The 23,431-nt window shown below is 32.1% G+C and carries 16 protein-coding genes; 2 read left to right on the forward strand and 14 right to left on the reverse strand.

What is annotated here, in order from left to right; translation table 11 throughout:
• From BMY82_RS06530 to BMY82_RS06585, 12 genes are all read right to left on the reverse strand, one after another.
• Nucleotides 1-944, reverse strand: a 944-nt coding sequence (locus tag BMY82_RS06530) for a thioester-forming surface-anchored protein (RefSeq protein ID WP_091975757.1), incomplete at its 3' end; no start/stop codon positions are given.
• A gap of 2 nt (nucleotides 945-946) precedes the next feature.
• Complete coding sequence (locus tag BMY82_RS06535) at nucleotides 947-1,393, reverse strand: hypothetical protein (RefSeq protein WP_091975758.1); 447 nt, start codon at nucleotides 1,391-1,393, stop codon at nucleotides 947-949.
• A 594-nt stretch (nucleotides 1,394-1,987) separates the two neighbouring features.
• Nucleotides 1,988-3,142 carry a MalY/PatB family protein gene (locus BMY82_RS06540; RefSeq protein WP_091975759.1) on the reverse strand — a complete coding sequence of 385 codons (1,155 nt, stop codon included), beginning with the start codon at nucleotides 3,140-3,142 and terminating at the stop codon, nucleotides 1,988-1,990.
• Between the two features lie 316 nt (nucleotides 3,143-3,458).
• The gene (carB, locus tag BMY82_RS06545) at nucleotides 3,459-6,674 is read right to left on the reverse strand and encodes a carbamoyl-phosphate synthase large subunit (protein WP_091975760.1); all 3,216 of its coding nucleotides are present in this window, start codon (nucleotides 6,672-6,674) and stop codon (nucleotides 3,459-3,461) included.
• Between the two features lie 54 nt (nucleotides 6,675-6,728).
• Entirely contained in the window at nucleotides 6,729-7,781 is a 1,053-nt protein-coding gene (gene carA, locus BMY82_RS06550) for a glutamine-hydrolyzing carbamoyl-phosphate synthase small subunit (RefSeq protein WP_091975761.1), read from the reverse strand.
• Nucleotides 7,782-7,818: 37 nt separating this feature from the next.
• Nucleotides 7,819-8,538 carry an orotidine-5'-phosphate decarboxylase gene (gene pyrF, locus BMY82_RS06555; RefSeq protein ID WP_091975762.1) on the reverse strand — a complete coding sequence of 240 codons (720 nt, stop codon included), beginning with the start codon at nucleotides 8,536-8,538 and terminating at the stop codon, nucleotides 7,819-7,821.
• 359 nt (nucleotides 8,539-8,897) lie between these two features.
• Nucleotides 8,898-10,115: an aspartate kinase gene (locus BMY82_RS06560; RefSeq protein WP_091975763.1), complete on the reverse strand. Its 1,218-nt coding sequence runs from the start codon at nucleotides 10,113-10,115 to the stop codon at nucleotides 8,898-8,900.
• Between the two features lie 11 nt (nucleotides 10,116-10,126).
• Complete coding sequence (gene thrB, locus BMY82_RS06565; RefSeq protein ID WP_091975764.1) at nucleotides 10,127-11,026, reverse strand: homoserine kinase; 900 nt, start codon at nucleotides 11,024-11,026, stop codon at nucleotides 10,127-10,129.
• Between the two features lie 50 nt (nucleotides 11,027-11,076).
• Nucleotides 11,077-12,129, reverse strand: coding sequence for a threonine synthase (gene thrC / locus BMY82_RS06570; protein ID WP_091975765.1), 1,053 nt, complete (start codon nucleotides 12,127-12,129; stop codon nucleotides 11,077-11,079).
• Between the two features lies 1 nt (nucleotide 12,130).
• Complete coding sequence (locus tag BMY82_RS06575; RefSeq protein ID WP_091975766.1) at nucleotides 12,131-13,432, reverse strand: homoserine dehydrogenase; 1,302 nt, start codon at nucleotides 13,430-13,432, stop codon at nucleotides 12,131-12,133.
• Between the two features lie 270 nt (nucleotides 13,433-13,702).
• On the reverse strand, nucleotides 13,703-14,917 hold the full coding sequence (locus BMY82_RS06580) for an Mbeg1-like protein (protein WP_091975767.1): 1,215 nt from the start codon (nucleotides 14,915-14,917) through the stop codon (nucleotides 13,703-13,705).
• 93 nt (nucleotides 14,918-15,010) lie between these two features.
• Nucleotides 15,011-15,640: a hypothetical protein gene (locus tag BMY82_RS06585; protein WP_091975768.1), complete on the reverse strand. Its 630-nt coding sequence runs from the start codon at nucleotides 15,638-15,640 to the stop codon at nucleotides 15,011-15,013.
• 845 nt (nucleotides 15,641-16,485) lie between these two features.
• Between BMY82_RS06585 and BMY82_RS06590 the strand changes: the two genes are divergently transcribed.
• On the forward strand, nucleotides 16,486-17,235 hold the full coding sequence (locus BMY82_RS06590; RefSeq protein WP_091975769.1) for a rhodanese-like domain-containing protein: 750 nt from the start codon (nucleotides 16,486-16,488) through the stop codon (nucleotides 17,233-17,235).
• A gap of 155 nt (nucleotides 17,236-17,390) precedes the next feature.
• Here the strand turns inward: BMY82_RS06590 and BMY82_RS06595 are convergent, their stop codons facing one another.
• Nucleotides 17,391-17,849, reverse strand: a complete 459-nt coding sequence (locus BMY82_RS06595) for a GNAT family N-acetyltransferase (protein ID WP_091975770.1) — start codon at nucleotides 17,847-17,849, stop codon at nucleotides 17,391-17,393.
• 526 nt (nucleotides 17,850-18,375) lie between these two features.
• On the opposite strand from BMY82_RS06595, the gene BMY82_RS06600 reads away from it, so the two are divergent.
• Entirely contained in the window at nucleotides 18,376-19,590 is a 1,215-nt protein-coding gene (locus BMY82_RS06600; RefSeq protein ID WP_091975771.1) for a cation:proton antiporter, read from the forward strand.
• Nucleotides 19,591-19,936: 346 nt separating this feature from the next.
• Here BMY82_RS06600 and rpoC read toward each other — a convergent pair whose 3' ends face one another.
• A complete protein-coding gene (gene rpoC / locus BMY82_RS06605; protein WP_091975772.1) occupies nucleotides 19,937-23,431 on the reverse strand; it encodes a DNA-directed RNA polymerase subunit beta' in 3,495 nt (1,164 codons plus the stop codon).

Raw genomic sequence — 23,431 nt, forward strand, 5'->3', positions numbered from 1 at the left:
TCTGGTTTTTCCTTTTCTGAATCCTTTGGTTCCTCTGGTTTTTCCTTTTCTGAATCCTTTGGTTCCTCTGGTTTTGGATTTGTTTGATCTTGTAATTTTGTATTTTCTAAGATAACTGTCACAGGATCTATAAACCTTGTACTTAATAAATTTTGATAGTATTCAGATTTACTTTTATTTTCATATGGAGTATATAGATATAAAGTCATATTAGATGGTGCTTTTTTTAAACTTTCATCTATATCTAAGCCTTTACCTATAAGAATTTCGTACGCCCTTTTTTCATTTAAACTACCTTCATATCTATTATTAACAACACCACCTGAATCTGTAAAATACCAAATAGCTTGCTGTGTAGCTCTTCGAAACTCATTATCTGAAAGTCCATACTTTTCTTGTAATCCAACTTTATTATGAGGATAACCATTATATATTACCTTCAAAACTGCTTCTTTTAAATCTTCGCCTTTTAACACTTCTCTGCTAGCTTTTTCTTCAAATAACTTTCCTGTACCATACTCTGCAAAATATTCTAGTTTCTTATTTATAACGGAATCTTCTTTTGGTGGTAATTGTTTCTTTGCATTAAAACAATAAACTACTGTTTTATTATTACTATCACCCTTTGGATAAACATATATGAGATCATATCTATCTATACTGCTTTTTATAATTTGATTTGTATACGCTTTAAAAACACTATCTATGTTTACTGAGTTATCTTCTTTTACTGTAAATTCAACTGGTTCACTCGCTTTATAGCCTTTTGGGGCTTCTTCTTCTACCATCTTATATGTACCAGGCTCTAAGCTTAATTCCAGTGGAGAGTTTCCTGATTCCCAATTCTTAACCTCTGTCTCTTTACCATCTTCAACTTTGAAAAGCTTTAATTTTGCACCACTAAGCTCTCCCATCTTATTCACTTCTGTTTTACTTAACTTCACATTTATAGGAGTTGCAGTATTTTTATTCTCTTCTTCTTTTTATGATCTGTTAAGACATTCACTTCTTTATCTTTATTTTTTTCTTCTTCTGTACTATTTATTTTACTTTCTTCATTCTTTATTTCATTGTTAGAATCTGAGTTAGAATCTGAACCATCTAAATTATTTGGCTTACTATTTATACCTTCTTCATTCATTTTTTCAGCTGTCTTTTGTTCTTCTATTTCTGTTGTATTTCCTAGTGATTTCTGTGTTTCCAATGGTTTTGGTGTTTGTTCTACATTAGGCTTTGCATAGCTTTCACCACCTTGATTTACAGTTTGTTCTACTTGTCCACCATTGATTTGTGCTATTGCATTATCTTCTGCATAATTATTTTGTAATGTAAATGCAAATGATGTGGCTATAGCCATAAAAATAATTAAAAAAGTCCTTAAATTTTTTCTCATTTTCATTCTCCTTTTCATTACTATTAAATTTAACTTCATTAATATAAATCCTACTTACTATTACCTTTTAAAACCTATAACTCCTTTCTTTAAAAATATGTTTCATTGTACTTTAATAAACAGAAACTGATTTTTTTTTTGAGCATTCTTTTTTGCTCTGAATATTTTTATGAATTACTTTGATGTTATACAATAAGATACCCAACAAAATTCATCCTAAACAATACTAATTTTTTTATTTAAATATTTCTATATAGATTCTTTATTTATTTTATAATAATGCTTTTATTTATAAAGTAATAATCTTTGTTTATCAATCTATATAATTACCAAAATATTATTTTATTCAGATTGTTAAATATGAATATTTTTTATATTATTTTTTATTTGTTTATAACGTAATTTATTTTCATTATTATATGAATTAATTCTCATTTGTTATTAGATTTTATTTACTTTTTATTTGTGATTTTATTCATAGAAAGGTGATATTTTTTACTAATTTTTATAGATATTTAAAAGCTAGTAATCATAATTATAAACATGATTACTAGCTTTAATTTAATAGATAAATTTATTTTATAAAAATATGTTCTAAATATTTTTTTTAATTTCTTCTACCGCTTCTTTTATTATGTCTATGGATGTGGCCAAGTTCATTCTTATATATCCTTCATACTCCTTGCCTCCAAACCATTCTCCATAATCAAAGGCTAATTTACACTTTTTCTCCATGAATTCATGTATGTCTCTTCCTGAGAGAGCACTTCTCATATCTATCCAAAGAAGATAAGTACCTTCTAAAGAAGCTACTCTAATTCCCTTGTATCCGTCTAATTCTGACTTTACATATTCAAAGTTCTTATAGATTATATCCTTTACTTCATTTAACCAAGCTTTTCCATACTTATATGCCGCTTCTACTGCAAGATATCCAAAGTAATTTCCTGAAAGAGTTTTATTTCTAAGTGTATATTCATCAAATTTATCTCTAAGTTCTTTATTTTTAATTACTATAAATGAGTTTTTACAAGCTGCTATGTTAAAAGTCTTAGATGCAGCAGTAGCAACTACTATATTATCATACTCTTCAAAATAATTTATTAGTGAGGTATTTTCAAGACCTTTAAAGTTTAAATCTTGATGTATTTCATCTGATATAATAAGTACATTATTTTTTTTACAGATTTCTACTATTTTTTCTATTTCTTCTTTTCTCCACACCCTACCTACTGGATTGTGTGGATTGCAAAGAATATATGCTGATACATTATTTTCCTTTATCTTTCTTTCCATATCTTCAAAATCCATAGAATAGTACATATTATCTTCTATAAGCTTTGATTCTATAATATTTCTTTTATTATTTTTAATTGCATCTGAGAATGGGTAGTATACTGGTGGGTTGATCATAATAGATGCACCTGTCTCTGTGTACATATTTAAAAACCAGTTAATAGCAGCTACTACACCTGAAGAAAACCTTATCCAATCTTTTTTAACTTCTACATTATGTTCTTCTTTTTCCCACTTTATAAACTCTTCATAATATGATTCTTTCGGTGTTGAGTAACCTATTACACCAAATTCTACATATTCTTTTAATGCCTCTAAAACTTCTTTAGGGCACTTGAAATCCATGTCTGCAACCCATAATCCTATTAGACCTTTTTTCTCATATTCTCCTCTAAAATTATTCCATTTGTCGCAATTACTCTTTGTTCTGTCAACATACTCTACTAAACTCATGCCTGTACCTCCAATTATTATTTTTACTATTTAAAGCATCTTTTTAACTTATATTTATGAGTATTTAACTATATTTTTAAATAAATTATATCAATTCACTGTATTTATATAATCTATTATATATTATATCATAAAAGAATATCGCAGCCTTATTATTTTTAATATTTATGTGTACTTTTTATAAATAAAGGGCTGTGCAATTGCACAGCCCTTTAAATAGGAAGTTTTATATTTCGTTTATAAAGTTATATTCAGGAATTTATTTTAAAGAGCCTTTCTTTTAATTAAAACTCCCTATCCTTTATTTTTTTGCTATCTATGCGTTTATTTCATCTAGACTATATACCTTCATAAGGTTTGAATTTACATGCTTTCTATTTACTGATACCATTGCCTTTAGCGTATCTAGAGAAGTCATTATTTCAGTCTGGAATTCTATTGCTGTTCTTCTCATTTTAAACCCATCTCTTGTAGAATCATTTCCCTTTGTAGGTGTATTTACTACTATGTCTACTTCTTTATTTCTTATTACATCTAGTATATTTGGTCTAGGCTCTTCCACTCTGTTAACCACATCGCATTTTACTCCAGCCTCTTTCAAAGCCTTTGCTGTTCCTTCTGTAGCTACAAATTCATAACCTAGTTCTCCCATTCCCTTAGCTATTTCAATAAACTCTGCTTTATCGTTGTCATTTACTGTTGCTAATATCTTTTTCTTATTATCTGATATTCCCTGCCCTGCTGCTAAGAAGCCTTTGTATAGAGCCTCTTCAAGAGTTTCTCCTACTCCAAGAACTTCTCCTGTTGACTTCATTTCAGGTCCAAGACTTACTTCTACTCTTGAAAGCTTTGACATTGAGAATACTGGAACCTTTACACAAACATATTTTGATGTTTTGTATACTCCTGTTCCATATCCAAGGTCTGACAATTTTTCTCCCAACATACACTTTGTTGCAAGGTCTACAATTGGTACTCCACTTACTTTTGATATATATGGAACTGTACGACTTGCTCTTGGGTTTACTTCTATAATATATAGCTCTCCCTTATATTCTATAAACTGTATATTTACCATTCCTAGAACATTTAGGTTAAGTGCCATTTTCTTTGTGTATTCATATATTTTTTCTTTTATTTTGTCTGATACTCCCTGACTAGGATACATTGTTATACTATCTCCTGAGTGAACTCCTGCTCTTTCAAGGTGTTCCATTATTCCAGGTATCAGTATATCTTTTCCATCACAGATTGCATCTACCTCTATTTCAGTACCTGTAAGATACTTATCTATTAGTACAGGATTTACTGCATCTCTTTCAAATGCATCTTCTAGGTATTGTACTAGTCTTTTTTCATCATATGTAATTTCCATTCCCTGTCCACCTAAAACATATGACGGTCTTACAAGAACTGGGTAGCCAAGATTTGTTGCTACTTCAATTCCTTCTTCAACTGTCCAAACACCCTTTCCTTTAGGTCTATTTATTGAAAGTTCTTCAAGAAGATCATCAAACTTTTCTCTATCCTCTGCTGCATCTATATCCTTAAAATCTGTTCCAAGTATCTTAACCTTCTTTTCAGATAAGAATTTTGCTAGCTTGATAGCAGTCTGTCCACCGAACTGAAGTATTACTCCATCTGGCTTTTCTTTTTGTATTATATTGTAAACTTCTTCTTCTGTAAGAGGTTCAAAGTATAGTTTGTCTGATGTATCAAAGTCTGTACTTACTGTTTCAGGGTTATTGTTTATTATAATTGTCTCTATTCCAAGCTTTCTTAAAGACTTTACACAGTGTACTGAACAATAGTCAAATTCTATTCCCTGACCTATTCTTATAGGACCTGAACCTAAAACTATTATTTTCTTTCTATCACTTACCTCTACTTCATCATATTCATCATATGTTGAGTAGTAATATGGTGATAATGCTTCAAATTCTCCTCCGCAAGTATCAACCATTTTGTAAGAAGGCTGTATCTTGTAAAGTGTTCTTAATTCTAGTATATTTTCTGATGAAATTCCCATAAGGTCGCTTATTCCCTTATCTGAGAATCCCTTCTTTTTAAGTTCAAGAAGATATTCTTTTGATAAATCTTCTATACTCATTACTCTAAGTCTCTCTTCTTGCTCTACTATCCACTTAAACTTATTGATAAACCATTCGTCCATTCCTGTTATCTGATTTATCATTTCTATCTTATATCCTCTTCTTAACATTTCTGCAAGGTCGAATATTCTTTCATCATCTGGAACTACTACACTCTTTTTTAGTTGAGATAAAGTTTTTCTTTCAGATGCCTTATGTACAAGTGAATACTTTCCTGTTTCAAGAGATCTTATTCCCTTTAAGAAGGCTGCTTCAAAGTTTGAACCTATACTCATTATTTCTCCTGTTGCCATCATCTTAGTTCCAAGCTTTCTATTTGCCTTTTTAAACTTATCAAATGGCCACTTTGGTATCTTCACTACAACATAGTCAAGAGTAGGTTCAAAGCAAGCATTTGTCTTTTTAGTTACTGAATTTTCTATTTCATCTAATGTATATCCAAGTGCAATCTTTGCTGCAACCTTAGCTATTGGATACCCTGTTGCCTTTGATGCAAGTGCAGAAGATCTTGATACTCTCGGATTTATTTCTATTATTGCATATTCATAGCTATTAGGATTCAAGGCTATCTGAACATTACATCCTCCCTCTACTCCTATTGCATCTATTATTTTTAGTGATGCTGTTCTCAACATCTGATACTCTACATTAGATAAAGTCTGGCTAGGTGCTACGACTATTGAGTCACCTGTATGAACTCCTACTGGATCTATATTTTCCATATTACAAACTGTAATGCAGTTTCCATTTGAGTCTCTCATTACTTCATATTCAATTTCTTTCCAACCCTTTATACATTTTTCAAGAAGGCACTGAGTTACTGGGCTTAGCTGAAGTCCATGAGTTAATGTTTCTATTAATTCTTCTTCTGTTTCAGCAATTCCTCCCCCTGTTCCTCCAAGAGTATAGGCTGGTCTTACAACTACAGGGTAACCTATCTTCTGTGCATATTCCAAACCTTCTTCTAAAGTAGTTACTATATCACTTTCTATTATAGGCTCTCCTATTTCCTTCATCACTTCTCTAAAAAGGTCTCTATCTTCACCCTTTTTTATAGATTCCACAGATGTACCTATCATTTTTACATTATACTTATCAAGTACCCCTGCTTCATGAAGTTCTACTGCAAGGTTAAGTCCAGTCTGTCCACCCATACCTGCAAGTATACTGTCCGGTCTTTCCTTTGCTATAATTTTTTCTATAAATTCTACTGTTAGTGGTTCTATATATATTTTGTCTGCTATTTCCTGATCTGTCATTATTGTAGCTGGATTTGAGTTTACAAGTACAACCTCAATTCCTTCTTCTTTTAGTGCCTGGCAGGCCTGTGTTCCAGAATAATCAAACTCTGCAGCCTGACCAATTATTATAGGTCCTGAACCTAGTACCAATGTTTTCTTTATACTCTCTATCTTAGGCATAATATCTCTCCTTCATCATCTATATAAAATTCAATTCCGTTTTTGTATTTTTATCTACTCTGCTAATTCCATAAACTTATCAAATATGTACTCACTATCTAGTGGTCCTGGACAAGCTTCTGGATGATACTGAACACTGTATATTGGAAGATTTTTATGTCTCATTCCTTCTACTGTATTATCATTCAAGTTTATCTGAGTTACATCTACGTCTTCAGGTACATTATTTACATAGTATCCATGATTCTGAGCTGTAATAAATATTTTCCCTGCTTCTAAGTCTTTTACAGGATGATTTCCACCTCTATGACCAAACTTCAATTTTTCTGTTGTTCCACCTAATGCTATTGCTAAAATTTGGTGTCCAAGACATATTCCTACAATAGGTTTTTTGCCTATCATATACCTAACATTCTCTACTATATCCTGAAGGTCTGCAGGATCCCCAGGTCCATTTGATAAAAATACAAGATCTGGGTTTATTTTTAGAACATCTTCAGGCTTTGTTTCAGCTGGGAAAATTGTAACATCACAATCTCTCTTTAAAAAGTTTCTTATTATATTATCTTTTACTCCGTAATCCATTATGGCTACTTTTTTCCCCTTACCTTCTATATGTTCAACTTCTTTTCTTCCTACTATTCTTACTGCTTGAGTATTATCAAAAGCATCTAGCTTTGATTGAATACTTGAAAGCTTAGTATGTTCAGTAGTTATTATGCCTCTCATTGTTCCCTTATTTCTAAGAATTTTTGTAAGAGCTCTTGTATCTATGCCTTCAAGTCCTATTACCTTACTCTGTTTCAAGTAAGTATCTAGGTCCATTTCACACCTAAAGTTGGATGGCATATCACTTTTTTCTCTTACTATAAAACCTCTTACCTGAATCTTATCTGATTCTCTATCTTCAAGATTTATACCATAGTTTCCTATTAATGGGTACGTTGCTGTTACTATCTGCCCATAATATGATGGGTCTGTAAGCATCTCCTGATAGCCTGTCATGGAAGTATTAAATACTACTTCTCCTACACTATCTTCCTTTATATATCCAAATACCTTTCCCTCAAATATCGTTCCGTCTTCCAGTATTAATCTGCCTTTCATATACATCCTCCTACACTACTGTCTTAAGCTCATATATTTACATTACTGATTCAATTTCTTTTACTATTTCATCTGCTGCTTTTGAAGCATTTTCTGCCTTTGTAATAGGTCTACCTACTACTATTGTCTTTGCTCCTTTTCTTATTGCTTCACTTGGAGTGACAACTCTCTTTTGATCTCCACTTTCTGAATTCTTAGGTCTAATTCCTGGACACACTGTCATGAAATCCTCCCCACAAGCTTCAACTATTTTATCTACTTCCCTTGCTGAGCATACAACTCCATCAAGACCAGCCTCTTTAGCTAATTTTGCTCTCTTAATTGCTACTTCTTCTGTTCCTATGTTACATCCTATATCAGATAAATCTTCATTGCTTAGAGAAGTAAGAACTGTTACTCCTATAATTAGTGGTTTTTCTATATTTAATCTTTCTGCTTCTTCCTTGGCAATTTGAGCACATTGTCTCATACCTTCCATGTCAGATACGTGAATTGTCATCATCCATACACCATCTTTTATAGCCGCCTTTACTGCTGACTTCATAGTGTTTGGAATATCGTGAAATTTAAGATCTAGGAAAATTTTCTTTCCTTTTGACTTTAGATAGTCGACAGTCTTTCCTCTTGATGCGATATAGTTTTCCAATCCCACCTTATATATTTCTACACTGTCTTCTAGTGAATCTATTAAATTAACTGCTTTTTCATAATTGTCTGTATCGATTGCTACGATTAATTTTTCTTTTCCATTTACCATAATTTAGCTCCTCTTCCGATTAAGCCTATATGTCTTTTTAAGAAATTTTAACGGTTGATATATTTTCATCCTTCTTGGTGAAAGGCATAAAAAAATCCTTACACCAGAGGCGTAAGGATGTGATAATCTATATATTAAATCTGTTGTATAGACTTTATTTCTATTCTACAACAAATTATATCAGCTTTTGCTGACAACCTTGAGGTCGTTATCCTTCCCAGTCTCTCTGGACCAGCTTAAAAGACTTAATCTAATTTTATTGGATACTCTTGCATCTCTGTACAAGCTACTCTTATATCCTGTAGATTATGATAACACACTTATAGTATTTTTACAATGTATTTTTATAAAAGATTTATTTACTCAACAATATCAAATTCTTTTGCTAAAGTCTCTACAGCCTTTTCACATTGATCAAGGTCGACAGTTACTGAAATTGTAATTTCAGATGTACTGATTAGGTCTATGTTTATATTGTTTTCACCTAAAGTGTTAAACATCCTAGATGCAATATTAGAGTGTGTCATCATACCTGCTCCTATTACACTTACTTTTGCAATATTTTCATTTATAATTACTCTTTCAGCACCTATTTTCTCACCTATTTTTCTTAAAATATCTGCCGCTTCTTTGGCATCTTCTGTAGAGCAAGTAAATGCTATATCATTGATGTTTTTTATCTGAGCACTTTGTACAATCATTTGTATACTTATATTTTCATCAGCAAGTGCTTTAAATATTTTTGCAGCAGTTCCAGGAGTATCTGGTACACCAAAAATTACTACTTTAGCAACATTTTTATCATGCGCTATTCCTGTTATCAAACCGTCATGTTCCATTTCGGATACCTCCTTTTTTACAATAGTTCCTATATCATGGCTAAAACTAGATCTTACATGTATTTCGACTCCATGTGACTTTGCAACTTCTACAGCTCTTGGATGAAGAACTTTTGCACCTAGAAGGGCTAGTTCTAACATCGCATCATAGCTTACGGAAGAAAGTTTTTTTGCCTTTGGAACTATTCTCGGATCACAAGAATATACACCGTCGACATCTGTAAATATTTCACATAAATCTGCATTTAGTGCAGCAGCTATAGATACTGCAGATGTGTCTGATCCACCTCGCCCTAATGTAGCTATATCATGTTCTTCTGTTTCACCTTGGAAACCAGCAACTATTATTATATTATCGTTTTCAAGTTCATTTTTTAGTCTATTAGACACTATATTTACTATTTTTGCTTTGCTATACTTAGAATCTGTCCTTATACCAGCTTGCGGTCCTGTAAGAGAAACTGCATTTTCTCCCAAAGAATCAATTGCCATTGCCAATAAAGACATGGATATTTGTTCTCCTGTAGATAAGAGCCTATCCATTTCTCTTTTTGCTGGTCTACTATTTATTTCATTAGCCAAACTTATCAAATTGTCAGTAGTCTTTCCCATAGCTGAAACAATTGCTACTACTTGATTGCCTTCTTTTTTAGTATTTACAATTCTATTTGCAACTCTCATTATTTTTTCTACATCAGCTACAGAACTACCACCGTATTTCTGTACTACTATTCCCATCTATATTCACCTCAATTTATCTCGCATATCGCACCTTTATTAGAAGGTTTTATAACTATAGCCTTTCCAGAGATAACCTCTTTTTGGGCGATATCTTCAAACGCCTCTTTAACTTTTTCACTATTCTCCTCATCTGAATAGGCTATTATTGTAGATCCTGCTCCACTTAAAGAAAATGCAAAAGCTCCAGAACTAATTGCAGCTTCTCTAAAGTCATCAAAGTTTCTAATTAAACTCTTTCTATATGGCTCGTGAATTCTATCGTCCATTGTTTTTCCTATCAGGGTTTTGTCTTTATTTAAAAAAGCAAGAACTAAAAGTGCCAAATGCGAACTATTATGAACGGCATCTTCCATAGATATTTTTTCAGGTAAAACTTCTCTAGAGTCCTTAGTAGATACTTCATAATCTGGTATAAAAAGAACACATTCCATATCTTCAAAAAGCTCTATGCTTCTAAATATTATTTCATTGTCTTTAGTTTTTGTAGAAACTATTAAATTTCCCAAAAGTGCGGGGGCTACATTGTCTGGATGCCCCTCCAACTCTGTTGCTAAATTCAATATTTCATCACTTGAAAGAGGAAAGTCCATAAGTGCATTAGCACACATGATTCCTCCAATAACAGCTGAAGCACTAGACCCCATCCCCCTTGCAAGTGGAATTCCATTTATAATCTTCAATTTATAACCTTTTGGATAATCTCCTATATAATCAAAAACTTTATTCATACACTTTATTACAAGATTATCTTCTACTGTCAATTTTTCACTTTCTAATCCCTCTATTATTAGCTCTATTTCATCAGATTCTTCACACTCAAATACAGAGTATTGAGATAAAGCCATTCCCATTGCATCAAATCCAGGTCCCAAATTAGCAGTAGTTGCAGGTACAGTTACTTTTATCATATTATCACCTATCTTCTAAACATCTTAACTTACTAGATTTTAATTTTATGCTATTTTTTCTCTATTAATTCAAGTACTGATTCTAGTGTTCCTGGTATTGACACTGGTTTTTCTGCTATGTCTAGGCAAGTATCTGGATCTTTAAGACCATTTCCAGTAAGTATTGCCACTACTTTAGAACCTTTTTTTATGTCTCCATTTTTTACAGATTGAATAACACCTGCTAGCGATGCAGCAGAAGCCGGCTCTGCAAAGATTCCCTCTTTATCAGAAAGTTTTTTGTAAGCATATAAAATTTCTTCATCAGTTACAGCTTTTATTGAACCATTTGATTCATCTCTGGCATTTATTGCCTTGTCCCAAGATGCTGGATTACCTATTCTTATTGCTGTGGCTATTGTTTCAGGATTTTCAAATGTCTTCCCTTCTACTATAGGTGATGCTCCTTTAGCCTGATAACCTTTCATCTTAGGAAGCTTTGAAATTTTACCCGCCTTATGATATTCTTTAAAACCCTTCCAATATGCAGTAATATTTCCAGCATTTCCTACAGGTATTGCAAGATAATCTGGTGCATCTCCTAGGTCATCTACTATTTCAAAAGCTCCTGTTTTTTGCCCTTCAATTCTATATGGATTAAGTGAATTTACAAGAGTAATCGGGTGTGTAGCTGTAATTTCTTTCACCAAATTTAATGCATCATCAAAATTTCCCTCTATGGCTACAATCTCCGCACCATACTGCAATGCCTGAGCAAGTTTGCCCATTGCAACGTAACCATCTGGTATAAGAACTATTGTCCTAAGACCATATCTTGCGCCGTATGCAGCGGCTGATGCTGAAGTATTTCCTGTGCTGGCACACATTATAGTCTTTGAACCCTCTTCAATTGCCTTTGCAACTGCCATAAACATTCCTCTATCTTTAAATGAACCAGTAGGATTTAACCCCTCAAATTTAAAATATAATTCAATTCCTAATTCTTTACTTAAATTCACACTTTTAATAAGTGGTGTATTACCTTCAAAAAGACTAACTTCTGGTGTATTTTCATTTACTGGAAGGTATTTTTTATATTTATTCATTATTCCTTGCCAAGCCATACTATAACCCTCTTTCTATTCTTATTGCTTTTGCTTCGTCAATTATACTAGATAACATATTTATCTCTTCAATTGCTCTTTCAAAATCAAGTTCTCTACATTTATTTGTTATTGCTATATATTCATCGTATTTATTTCCATCTTCGTCTTCTTTTTCCCATTGATTTATTGAATAAATCGGAATGTTGTAGTATTCAAAAGTTCTTACAAAATTTGATACTGTCTTTTTATCTCTTTCAACTTTTAATCTCACATAATATTGAAAATACTGTTTTTCAATAGAAATTATCTTCTTATCTTCAAATAAATCATATGCATATTCAGCTTTTGAATCATTAACCAAACTTTTACATATATTTATTACATCATTTGCAACTGCTGAACCCGTTGGCAAATCTCCTGCTCCTTTTCCATAGAACATTGTTTCACCAACCATATCGCCTATTACATAAACTGCATTAAATGCATATTGAACAGATGCTAAAGGATGGTCTTTCGGAATTAAAGCAGGATGAACCCTCGCAACTATCCCATCTTCCCTATTTTCTGCAACTGCAAGCAATTTAATTGAATAACCCATTTTGTCTGCGTATTCAATATCCTCTAATTCAATTTTTCTAATACCTGATACGTATACTTGATTAAATGTAACTAGACTGTTAAATCCGATACTTGCAAGTATTGCACATTTTCTTGCTGCATCTAGACCATCAAGGTCTGCACTCGGATCTGATTCAAGATAACCTAATGATTTTGCATCTTCGATAATTGTTTCCAATGATAATCTTTCTACTTCTGTTCTTGTAAGAATATAATTTGTTGAACCGTTTATTATTCCACCTATTTTCTGGATTCTATTTCCAGTTAAAGAATATTGTAATGATCGTAAAATAGGAATTCCACCAGCGACTGCTGCTTCGTAAAAAAAGTGAAGATTGTTTTGCCGAGCAAGTTCTGTTAGCTCTTTTCCATGCTCAGCTATAAGATCTTTATTAGCTGTTACTACATGTTTACCCCGCCTAAAGGCTTCCTCAATAATTTTTTTCGATTTCTCTATTCCGCCCATTACTTCAACTACTATATTTATCTCTGGATCTCGAAGTATGTCTTCTGCATTATCGGTCATCGTGCTTCCCTCAACCGTAAACTTACGCGTCTTATTTATATCTCTTACGCATATCGTCTTTATGGAGACCTGACAATCCGTCTTCTTTTCAATTATGTCTCTATTTTCGGTCAAAACTTTTGCCGTTCCAGAACCCACAGTTCCAAATCCAATGATTCCTATTTTTACTGATTTCAAAATATATCCTCCTTTTCTATTTATTCCACAAAATGCTTTCAATTATCTGTTAGTTCTGATAATTGAGAGTATTGTATGTATTGTACCACTTATTTAATTCTAATTCAATAGATTTTTTTAAAAGAATTAAATTTTTTATATTTTTTTATTATTTTAAATTTTTAAAAATAATATTCATTCTAATTTATTTTTAACTTCTAATTATAATTATTTGAGCCTGTATTAAAAAATAAAGGTTTGATCCATTTTTTTGAACCAAACCTTTATTTATTATTTCTCTTTATTTGTAGATATCTTTTTTAAGATAAACTTTCTCAATTCTTTATCACTTAAGTTCTCTATTTTTTTCTTCTTTCTTGAATTTATTCTTCTGTTTCTTTCATTTTCTTTTTCTTCTCTCTTGATTTCTGAACCACTTTGTATAAGCTTTAAAACTGTATTTTGCAACATTTCTCTTTTATCTTCTTCTAAGCTCCCCATTTTCTTTATAAAATAATAGGTGCTTTTAAATCTATTTCTAAAAATATCATTTAAACAGTTTGCATTCATTGACTTCTTCAATATAGCATAGAGTTCGTTAACAAACTCTTCTCTTTCTTCTCTATTAAGACCTTCTAGCCAATGCTTAATAGTTTTATCTACAAATGCACTCTTTTTGCTTACACTTTCTTTTCTTATAAACTCTGTTCCCTTTACGTCCCAATTTAAACCATCATGCTGCAAAATACCTGAAGAAGCACTTGCACTTACAACTGTACACTCTTCTTCATCATCCATCAATATTCCCACAAAAGAATCTTCTGGAATGTATTTTTTAACTTTTCCTACAGTTTTCTTGTAACCTTCAGAGTTGAGTATATTCTCTGTAAATCCTGGTCCATCATTGTTGTAAATTGTACTTATTCTTTCTCTTTCTCTATCTGTAAGTTGACTAACTGCAAAAACCGCAAAGTTTCCACCTTTAGAATGACCGCCTACTATTACCTCACTTTGCCCAAATCTCTCTAGAATTGATTTCAAATATCTAACAGCATCCATTTGACCTGGAACAGGAGCAGAAAACGACATATTCAGATTTTCCTTAAATCCTACTAGGGTATCATCAGTTCCTCTATATGCTACATACATTAAATCATCGTTTATTATAAATGTCATAGCTGAAAACTGACTCTCTCTTACTTCGTCAAATTTATTTACAAAACTTGTCACTAAAACGTCTTTAAATCTCCTGCTTTCTGAAGCTTTTAAAAACATAACTTCTACTCTCTCAGTAAAATCTGAAACATCATTTTCAGACTTATTCTCTCTACTTGCAATTTTCTTCCTATATATCTTGCCAAGTTCTTCAATTTTAACCTGACCCTTTATAACTCCAAGATTAAGGTATGAAATCTGAGCAAAGATCAAATTGTCCACTTCATTAAAAGCTGATTGCTGAAATGTCAAATCACCTCTCCACTCTATATAGTCTATTATATTGTTCATTTTCTTCACACTCTTTCACTTAAATATCTTTTTCGGCTCATTCTTTCAAGTATACTTTTAGCTTATCTAATTCTATCCCAGAAAGAATAAAATTTATTTTTCCTTTTTCTTGCCTATTTTCTTAAATTCCTTCTTTATGTTTTCCTTATATTCTTCTATCTTTTTCTTTCTATTTTCACTTTTTTCCTTCTTTAATTCCATCTTAGCCTGTCTTAAAAGTGAATCTCTTATATCTGTTGCATATTCTGCTTCTTCCTTTATTTCTGCAGCATCCCATCTATAAATATCCTGTGTTAGATGTCCTACTGTGCTGTTAAGTTCAAGTTCGTCTTCTTCCTGAACTATTGCAAGAATGGCTATTTCACCATCATAAATTCTTGAATACATTTGGTAAAGCATATTTTCAGTTTCACTCTGTTCTGTAATATCAAATCCAGAACCTATCATTGCTCCTACTCCACCTAATACAAATCCTGCAAAAGGTCCTATTAATACTCCGAGAACAACACCTACTACTCCACCTATCATTGTCTTTTCTAGTTCATCAAAAACTCCAGCATGGTGATCGAGAACATTTATTTTTCCACCGTCATTTTTCAATAAAACCGTCTGTAAAACCTGATAGTTCACTTCAGCATCATTATTTGCTTTTTTCAGTTTTTCATAAACCTTTTTTGCATCATCCAAATCCTTAAAAGTTAACATCAACATATTCTCAGTCATTTCAAAATCCTCCTCTTTATCAATAAAACTATTTGTTTATATAATTATAACTCTTTTCAGAGCTTATTTGTTGCATTTTCAGAAAAAATTCACAATCTTTAGTGGATATTTATAAATCCTATTTTTGTATAATACTTTTTATTTTTTTAAAAACTTTTTATACTTTAAAAAAGAAATTCACTTATTTTTTAATGTTTTGATTTCTTATTTTATTCCTTTCTTTCATTTTTCTCACTAAAGAATATTATATAGATAGCTATAAAATACACTTTAGATATTTTTTTATCATTTATATTATACTACATAACTATTTATTGATTTAAAAAATGCTCTAAAAACTATTTTTTAAGTATTTTTATAGTCTTTTATGAAGCATGTTCTTTGTATTTTAAAATAATATGGCTATTTTTATATACTTTATTTCATTTTATTTTTATAATTTAGAATTTCTAATAAGAAAAAACAGGGGGCTAGCGTCCCCCTGCATAAAGGATGGTATAAAATTATGCTTGCACAAAATTGAACATAAAAGTACTTTCTAAAATATATTTCCAGAACATGTACATTAAATGAATAACTAATATTTTATGCACTTTCATAATACAATATGCTTTTTTTAATGTCAACCTTTTTTAATTAATTTTTATCTATTTTTACTTAAAACTTTAAATTTTAGTTATTTTTTCAACAATAAAATCGTTTTTCTATTTTTATTAATAGATAAAATTAATATAATTATATCATTTCATTTATTTTTTCAATAGTCAGTGAAATAAACTTACAAAGCTTACTTTATAGGTTATAATTAGTAATGGATAGTAATAATTTTTTAGGAGGTATCTCGCGTGAAACTTAAAAAGACTAAACTTGCGTTAATGGCTTTATTGATGGCATCATCAATAGGTCTATCTGCTTGTGGGCAGAAGGAAGAACCAAAGAAAGAGGCTACTCAAACTGAAGAAAAGAAGGAAGATTCTAAGGCTCAGTTAATGAAGGGTGATGAGTTAGCAAAGATCGAATCTGATAAGAAGGAAAAGGAAAACTACCTTGTTATCGATGTTAGATCACCAGAAGAATACAAGGAAGGACATCTTAAGTTTGCTATAAATATGCCTATAGATGATTTCGACAAAGAAATGTCTTCTATCGATGGATTCAAGGATAAGAATGTAGTAGTTTACTGTAACTCAGGTAAGAAGAGTGCAGAAGTTGCTGAAAAGCTTGTAAAGGCTGGATTTACTAAGGTATATGACGCTGAAGGCGTTAAGAAACATGACTATGATCTTGTTAAGTTTTCTAATGAACTTGGACCTGAATTTGACAAGGACATAAAGGACGGAAAGGCTAAATTAATAATCGACGCTAGAAAGGCTGATGATTTCAAGAAGGGTACATTTGATAAGGCTATAAACATAATGCCTGATGATTTCGATGCTAAAAAGGGCGAACTTCCAAAGGATAAAAACGAAGCTATATATGTATTCTGCTACACAGGAAACAAGTCTGCTGAAGTTGCTCAAAAGTTAATAGATGATGGTTACACTAATGTCGTAAACGCTATTGACGGAAGCAAGGAATACGATTACGGATTCTAAGATATGGCTAATTAGATTATAGATCTTAAATTCAAGATAAAAAGGGTTGTTCAGTGAGCAACCCTTTTATTTTTGCACTTATTTAATATCTCGTACTAAAGTTTTTATCAAACTCTTTAAAAATTATTTTTTCTAAGAAAATCATTTAAATACATTTATTCATTGGAATCTTCTATATTAAATATCATTTGATCATACTCTAGTTTTTCAAATCCCATTCTTTTATAAAGTGATATTGCCTTAGTATTACTTGAACAAACTTCTAGTCTAAATCTAACTGCCTCAGGATAATTTTCCATTACAGCTTTAAAATATGCTTTTGCTATACCTTTACTTCGATAGTTTTCCTTTATAAATAGATCTTCCAACTGAATAGTTATTCCTGCAACCTCAGAAGCATAATAACTTGTTATTACCCCGAACCCGACAAGTTCATTATCATAGTAAGCCTCAACACCCTTTATGCTGTATTCTTCTGATAGTATATCGTCTAACAACTTGTTAACTATTTCCTTATCAATAGGTTTATCCACAGCATCTGAAGAATAAAACTCCAACATCATTTTTAATAGGTTATCATAGTTTTTTTTGTCAAATTTCTTAAAAAATATCATAAATTTCCTCCATCTCTTAATATATTTTTTGTGTTTTTATTATAACAATTTTAAGATTATTATAATAAAATATAAATTTTTTTATAACTATTAATATTTTTCCTATATTGTGATAAAAATTTATACAGGCTAGTAAAAATTGTACAATAGTTTTCCTATTTTTATCATATTTTTTCTACCTTTAAAAATAAATTTATACCCTCTATTTTTACATAATAGCACATAAAAAAAAAATAATCTAGAGCACATAAATTTATAATAATAGTTTTTATTCAGGGTTATACTTTGTTATAGTATAGAAATTCATCAAATTTTGTCATTTTAAGGAAAACTTTTTTTAATAGTTTTATTGATTGTTTTTATAGGAAAATACTTGGAAAATTTACGTTATTTAATAAACTATTATATCTTATGACATAAATTGTTTTCTATGATATAATATCAATTGTCGTGGTTAGATAGCAAATTATACCATTTATATGATTATTTAAATATAAAATACATTAATAAGTAGGAGGAATGTAGAATGTTAGATTATACATATCTTTTAAGCATAGCAATTATCCTTCTGTCTACTAAAGTTTTTGGGGGTCTTACCGAAAAGATTCATTTACCTCACGTTGTTGGGGCTCTTGTAGCAGGAGTTATTATTGGACCGTCTATGTTAGGTATCGTTGATAACACAACTTTTTTAGATGAAGTTGCACAAATCGGTGTTATTATATTGATGTTTATGGCTGGATTGGACACAGATCTTGGTGAAATTAAGAGAAAAGGAGCTTCGTACCTTCTAATAGCAATCATGGGAGTTGTTATCCCCTTAGTAGGTGGTTTCCTTTCTTATATGTGGTTCTTCCATATAAATCCTGGTGTAGAACAGGATTTATTGAAAGCATTATTCGTTGGTGTTGTTTTAACTGCAACTTCTGTTAGTATAACTATTGAAGCATTAAGAGAACTAGGACAAGTTAATAGCCGTATAGGAAACGCTATCCTAGGTGCAGCAATAGTAGATGATGTTTTAGGAATTATAGTACTTACTATAATAACGAGCTTTAAGGATACAAATATTAGCATATCAGCTGTACTTCTTAGAATGGCTGTTTATTTTGTATGTATGTTTATATTCGGTGTTATTACTACCATCGGAGCAAAGTTTTTAGATTTTAAGCGAGATAGAAGAAGAATTACAGTATATGTACTTGCATTAGTATTTATAATTTCATATATTTCAGAGATATATGTTGGTATAGCAGACATTACAGGGGCGTATTTAATAGGTGTTATTTTCAGTAGGTTTAGTGTAAGAAATGAGATCGTTAAAAAGGTAAACGTTCTTTCTTATCTATTCTTTTCGCCTATATTCTTCGCAAGTATTGGATTAAAAACAAAATTTGACAATTTTTCATCTCAAACTTTTATATTTGCAATTATATTGATTATAGTTGCAATCCTTACTAAGATTATAGGGGCAGGAGTTGGTGCTAAAATTTGTAAGTTTACAAATCATGAGGCTCTTAATATTGGTATAGGAATGGTGTCAAGAGGAGAAGTCGCCTTAATTGTAGCTCAAAAGGGTTATAATCTAGGATTGATAGATGCAGATTTATTCTCACCTATTATATTGATGGTTGTGGTAACTACTATATTCACACCCATTATTCTAAAAAAGACACTTGAAGAAAAAAATGATGATTCAGAAGATAAATTAAAAGATGAAGATGTTATAACACAAGGTTAAAAAAGATATCTTTTCAATTTATGTTAATGTGTAGGATTTTGTTAAAAATGCAATCTCTTTACTTTAATATACATTTATGAATAAAAAAGGAACTGACATTTTGTCAGTTCCTTTTTTATTCATAAATGTTTCCATAGCCCCACCTTAATTAATATATACATATATAAGCTTCTTATATCGACTTCTAGGGTATCGTTTTCTTAAAACTGTATAATTTATCAATTTACAATTTTAAACCTTTATAAAGGCTTTTATGGACTTTATAAAATAAAAAGGACAGCCTGTCTTTTTAGACTAAGCTGCCTTTTTCATCAAATCAAAGTTTTACTATATTTTCAGTTTCAGACTAAGCATCTACTGTTTCTTTTTCTATAGCTATATTTCTATATTTCTTCATACCTGTACCAGCTGGTATTAACTTACCAAGTATGACATTTTCCTTTAGACCTATTAAGTGGTCTTCCTTACCCTTTATAGCTGCATCAGTAAGAACTCTTGTAGTTTCCTGGAATGATGCTGCTGATAAGAATGAATCAGTTGCAAGAGATGCCTTAGTAATACCAAGAAGTACTCTCTTTGCTACTGCTGGTCTTAGTCCCTTTGATTCTGCTTCAGCATTGCACTTATTGTAAGTAAGAACATCTTCATATCCACCTGGTATTAGATCAGTATCTCCTGGATCTTCTATCTTAACCTTAGATAACATCTGTCTTACAATTACTTCTATATGCTTATCGTTGATATCAACACCCTGTAATCTATAAACTCTCTGTACTTCTTTAACGATATAATCCTGTACTCCGCCTATACCATTAACTCTTACTATATCATGAGGGTTAATAGATCCCTGAGTAAGCTGATCTCCAGCCTTTACAGCCTGTCCATTCTTAACCTTTAATCTTGAACCATACGGTATCTGATATACCTGAGATTCGCCATCTTCAGGAATAACAATAACTTCTTTTCTCTTTCCAGTTTCATCTATTTCTACATGACCTGCAATTTCTGAAATTACTGCAAGACCCTTTGGCTTACGAGCTTCAAAAAGCTCCTCAACTCTAGGAAGACCCTGAGTTATATCTCCACCGGCAACCCCACCTGTATGGAAAGTACGCATTGTAAGCTGTGTACCCGGTTCACCGATCGACTGAGCTGCTATGATACCTACAGATTCACCTATATTTACAGGCTTACCTGTTGCAAGGTTTCTACCATAACACTTAGCACAAACACCATGTTCTGTCTTACAGTTAAGAACAGTTCTTATGTGTACAGTTTCTACACCAGCTGCAACTATTCTTTCTGCGTCATCTTCAAGAATCATCTGGTCAGCACCAACTAGTTCTTCACCAGTCTTAGGATCAACAATTGCATCAATTGTATATCTACCTATGATTCTATCCTGTATTTCTTCTATTACTTCGTTACCGTCCTTGATTGCAAATATTTCTGTAGTTTCAGTAGTTCCACAATCTATATCCCTAACTATAACGTCCTGGCTGACATCAACAAGTCTTCTTGTTAAGTAACCTGAATCGGCTGTACGAAGGGCTGTATCGGCAAGACCCTTTCTAGCACCATGTGAAGATGTGAAGTATTCCATTACTGATAGACCTTCACGGAAGTTAGACTTAACTGGGATTTCCACTGTCTTACCAGATGCATTGGCCATCAGACCACGCATACCTGCAAGCTGTCTTATCTGGTTCTTAGAACCTCTGGCTCCTGAGTGAGCCATTATGAATATATTATTCATTCTGTCAAGACCATCCATAAGAGCATCTGTTACCTTTTCAGTTGTTAATGTCCACGTTTCTATAACTTTTTCATATCTTTCTTCATCAGATATAAGACCTCTTCTATATGCCTTTTCATACTTATCTACTAACTCTTCTGCTTCTTTTAAGTAAGTATACTTAGCTTCTGGTATATCCATGTCTGCAACGGCAACTGTTATACCACCAACTGTAGAATACTTATAACCCATTGACTTAACATAGTCAAGTAGTTCAGAAGTTTTTGTATTTCCATGCTTTCTAAAGCACTTATCTATTATCTTTCCTAGAGATTTCTTGTCTGCAAGGAAATCAACTTCCAATCCAAATGGATCTTTTTCTCTATCTACAAACCCTAAATCCTGAGGTATACCTTCATTAAATATGAATCTACCTACTGTACTTTCTACTAAAGAGCTTCTACCATCTTCAAGGACAACTCTCATCTTAACTAAAGCATGAAGGTCAACCTTGTGGTTGAAATATGCAAGTGTAAGTTCATTATAATCCTTAAAGATTGTTCCTGTACCCTTTACACCTTCCTGTGCTTCTATTGTAAGATAATATGACCCAAGAACCATATCCTGAGAAGGAGTCGTTATTGGAGAACCATCCTTAGGAGCAAGTATGTTATTTACTGATAACATAAGGTATCTTGCTTCTGCCTGTGCTTCAACTGATAGTGGAACGTGGACAGCCATCTGGTCACCATCGAAGTCGGCATTATATGCTGTACAAACAAGTGGGTGAAGCTTTATAGCCTTACCTTCAACTAGTACTGGTTCAAATGCCTGTATACCTAATCTATGTAGAGTCGGTGCACGGTTAAGTAGTACTGGGTGACTCTTGATTACTTCTTCAAGTACATCCCATACTTCTGGCTTAACTTTTTCTACTATTGTCTTAGCACTCTTTATATTATGTGCATATCCTTCAGCTACAAGCTTATCCATAACGAATGGCTTGAATAGCTCTAGAGCCATCTTCTTTGGAAGACCACACTGATAGAACTTAAGTTCAGGACCAACTACGATAACTGAACGTCCTGAATAGTCAACTCTCTTACCAAGAAGATTCTGTCTGAAACGACCTTGCTTACCCTTTAGCATATCTGAAAGTGACTTAAGAGGTCTGTTTCCAGGACCTGTTACAGGTCTACCTCTTCTACCATTATCTATAAGAGCATCTACAGCTTCCTGAAGCATTCTCTTTTCATTTCTTACTATTATTTCAGGAGCTCCTAATTCTAGAAGTCTCTTTAATCTGTTATTTCTGTTTATAACTCTTCTGTATAGGTCATTTAGATCTGAAGTAGCAAATCTACCACCATCTAGCTGTACCATAGGTCTAAGATCTGGTGGTATTACTGGAATTGCTTCAAGTATCATCCACTCAGGCTTATTTCCTGACTTTTTAAAGGCTTCTACAACTTCTAGTCTTCTGATAGTTCTTACTCTCTTCTGACCTGTTGCATCTCTTAAATCATCTCTAAGTTCAGCTGACTGAGCATCTAAGTCTATTTTTTCTAATAGTCTCTTTACTGCTTCAGCACCCATACCTACTTCAAAGTTTCCATATCCATACTTTTCTATAGCATTTCTGTATTCTCTTTCAGTAAGTACCTGCTTATATGCAAGACCTGTTTCACCAGCCTCTATTACTACATAAGATGCAAAATAAAGTACCTTTTCAAGAGATCTTGGAGACATATCTAATAATAGTCCCATTCTTGATGGTATTCCCTTAAAATACCATATATGTGACATTGGAGCAGCAAGCTCTATATGTCCCATTCTTTCTCTTCTTACCTTGGCCTTTGTAACTTCGACACCACATCTGTCGCATACTACACCCTTATATCTTACTCTTCTATATTTACCGCAGTGGCACTCCCAGTCCTTTGTTGGACCAAATATTCTTTCACAGAATAAACCATCTTTTTCTGGCTTTAGTGTTCTATAGTTTATTGTTTCAGGCTTCTTTACTTCCCCTCTTGACCACTGTCTTATTCTCTCTGGAGAAGCTAAACCTATTTTTATCGACTCAAAATTGTTTAATTCAAACAA

It is taken from the genome of Peptostreptococcus russellii, from assembly GCF_900110295.1.
Classification (GTDB): Bacteria; Bacillota; Clostridia; order Peptostreptococcales; family Peptostreptococcaceae; genus Peptostreptococcus; species Peptostreptococcus russellii_A.

Bases quoted from the DNA above. Each gene is read 5' to 3' on its own strand.
- BMY82_RS06535 (WP_091975758.1), bottom strand. From the start codon at position 1,393: ATGAGAAAAAATTTAAGGACTTTTTTAATTATTTTTATGGCTATAGCC.
- BMY82_RS06540 (WP_091975759.1), bottom strand. From the start codon at position 3,142: ATGAGTTTAGTAGAGTATGTTGACAGAACAAAGAGTAATTGCGACAAA.
- carB (WP_091975760.1), bottom strand. From the start codon at position 6,674: ATGCCTAAGATAGAGAGTATAAAGAAAACATTGGTACTAGGTTCAGGA.
- carA (WP_091975761.1), bottom strand. From the start codon at position 7,781: ATGAAAGGCAGATTAATACTGGAAGACGGAACGATATTTGAGGGAAAG.
- pyrF (WP_091975762.1), bottom strand. From the start codon at position 8,538: ATGGTAAATGGAAAAGAAAAATTAATCGTAGCAATCGATACAGACAAT.
- BMY82_RS06560 (WP_091975763.1), bottom strand. From the start codon at position 10,115: ATGGGAATAGTAGTACAGAAATACGGTGGTAGTTCTGTAGCTGATGTA.
- thrB (WP_091975764.1), bottom strand. From the start codon at position 11,026: ATGATAAAAGTAACTGTACCTGCAACTACTGCTAATTTGGGACCTGGA.
- thrC (WP_091975765.1), bottom strand. From the start codon at position 12,129: ATGGCTTGGCAAGGAATAATGAATAAATATAAAAAATACCTTCCAGTA.
- BMY82_RS06580 (WP_091975767.1), bottom strand. From the start codon at position 14,917: ATGAACAATATAATAGACTATATAGAGTGGAGAGGTGATTTGACATTT.
- BMY82_RS06585 (WP_091975768.1), bottom strand. From the start codon at position 15,640: ATGACTGAGAATATGTTGATGTTAACTTTTAAGGATTTGGATGATGCA.
- BMY82_RS06595 (WP_091975770.1), bottom strand. From the start codon at position 17,849: ATGATATTTTTTAAGAAATTTGACAAAAAAAACTATGATAACCTATTA.
- BMY82_RS06600 (WP_091975771.1), top strand. From the start codon at position 18,376: ATGTTAGATTATACATATCTTTTAAGCATAGCAATTATCCTTCTGTCT.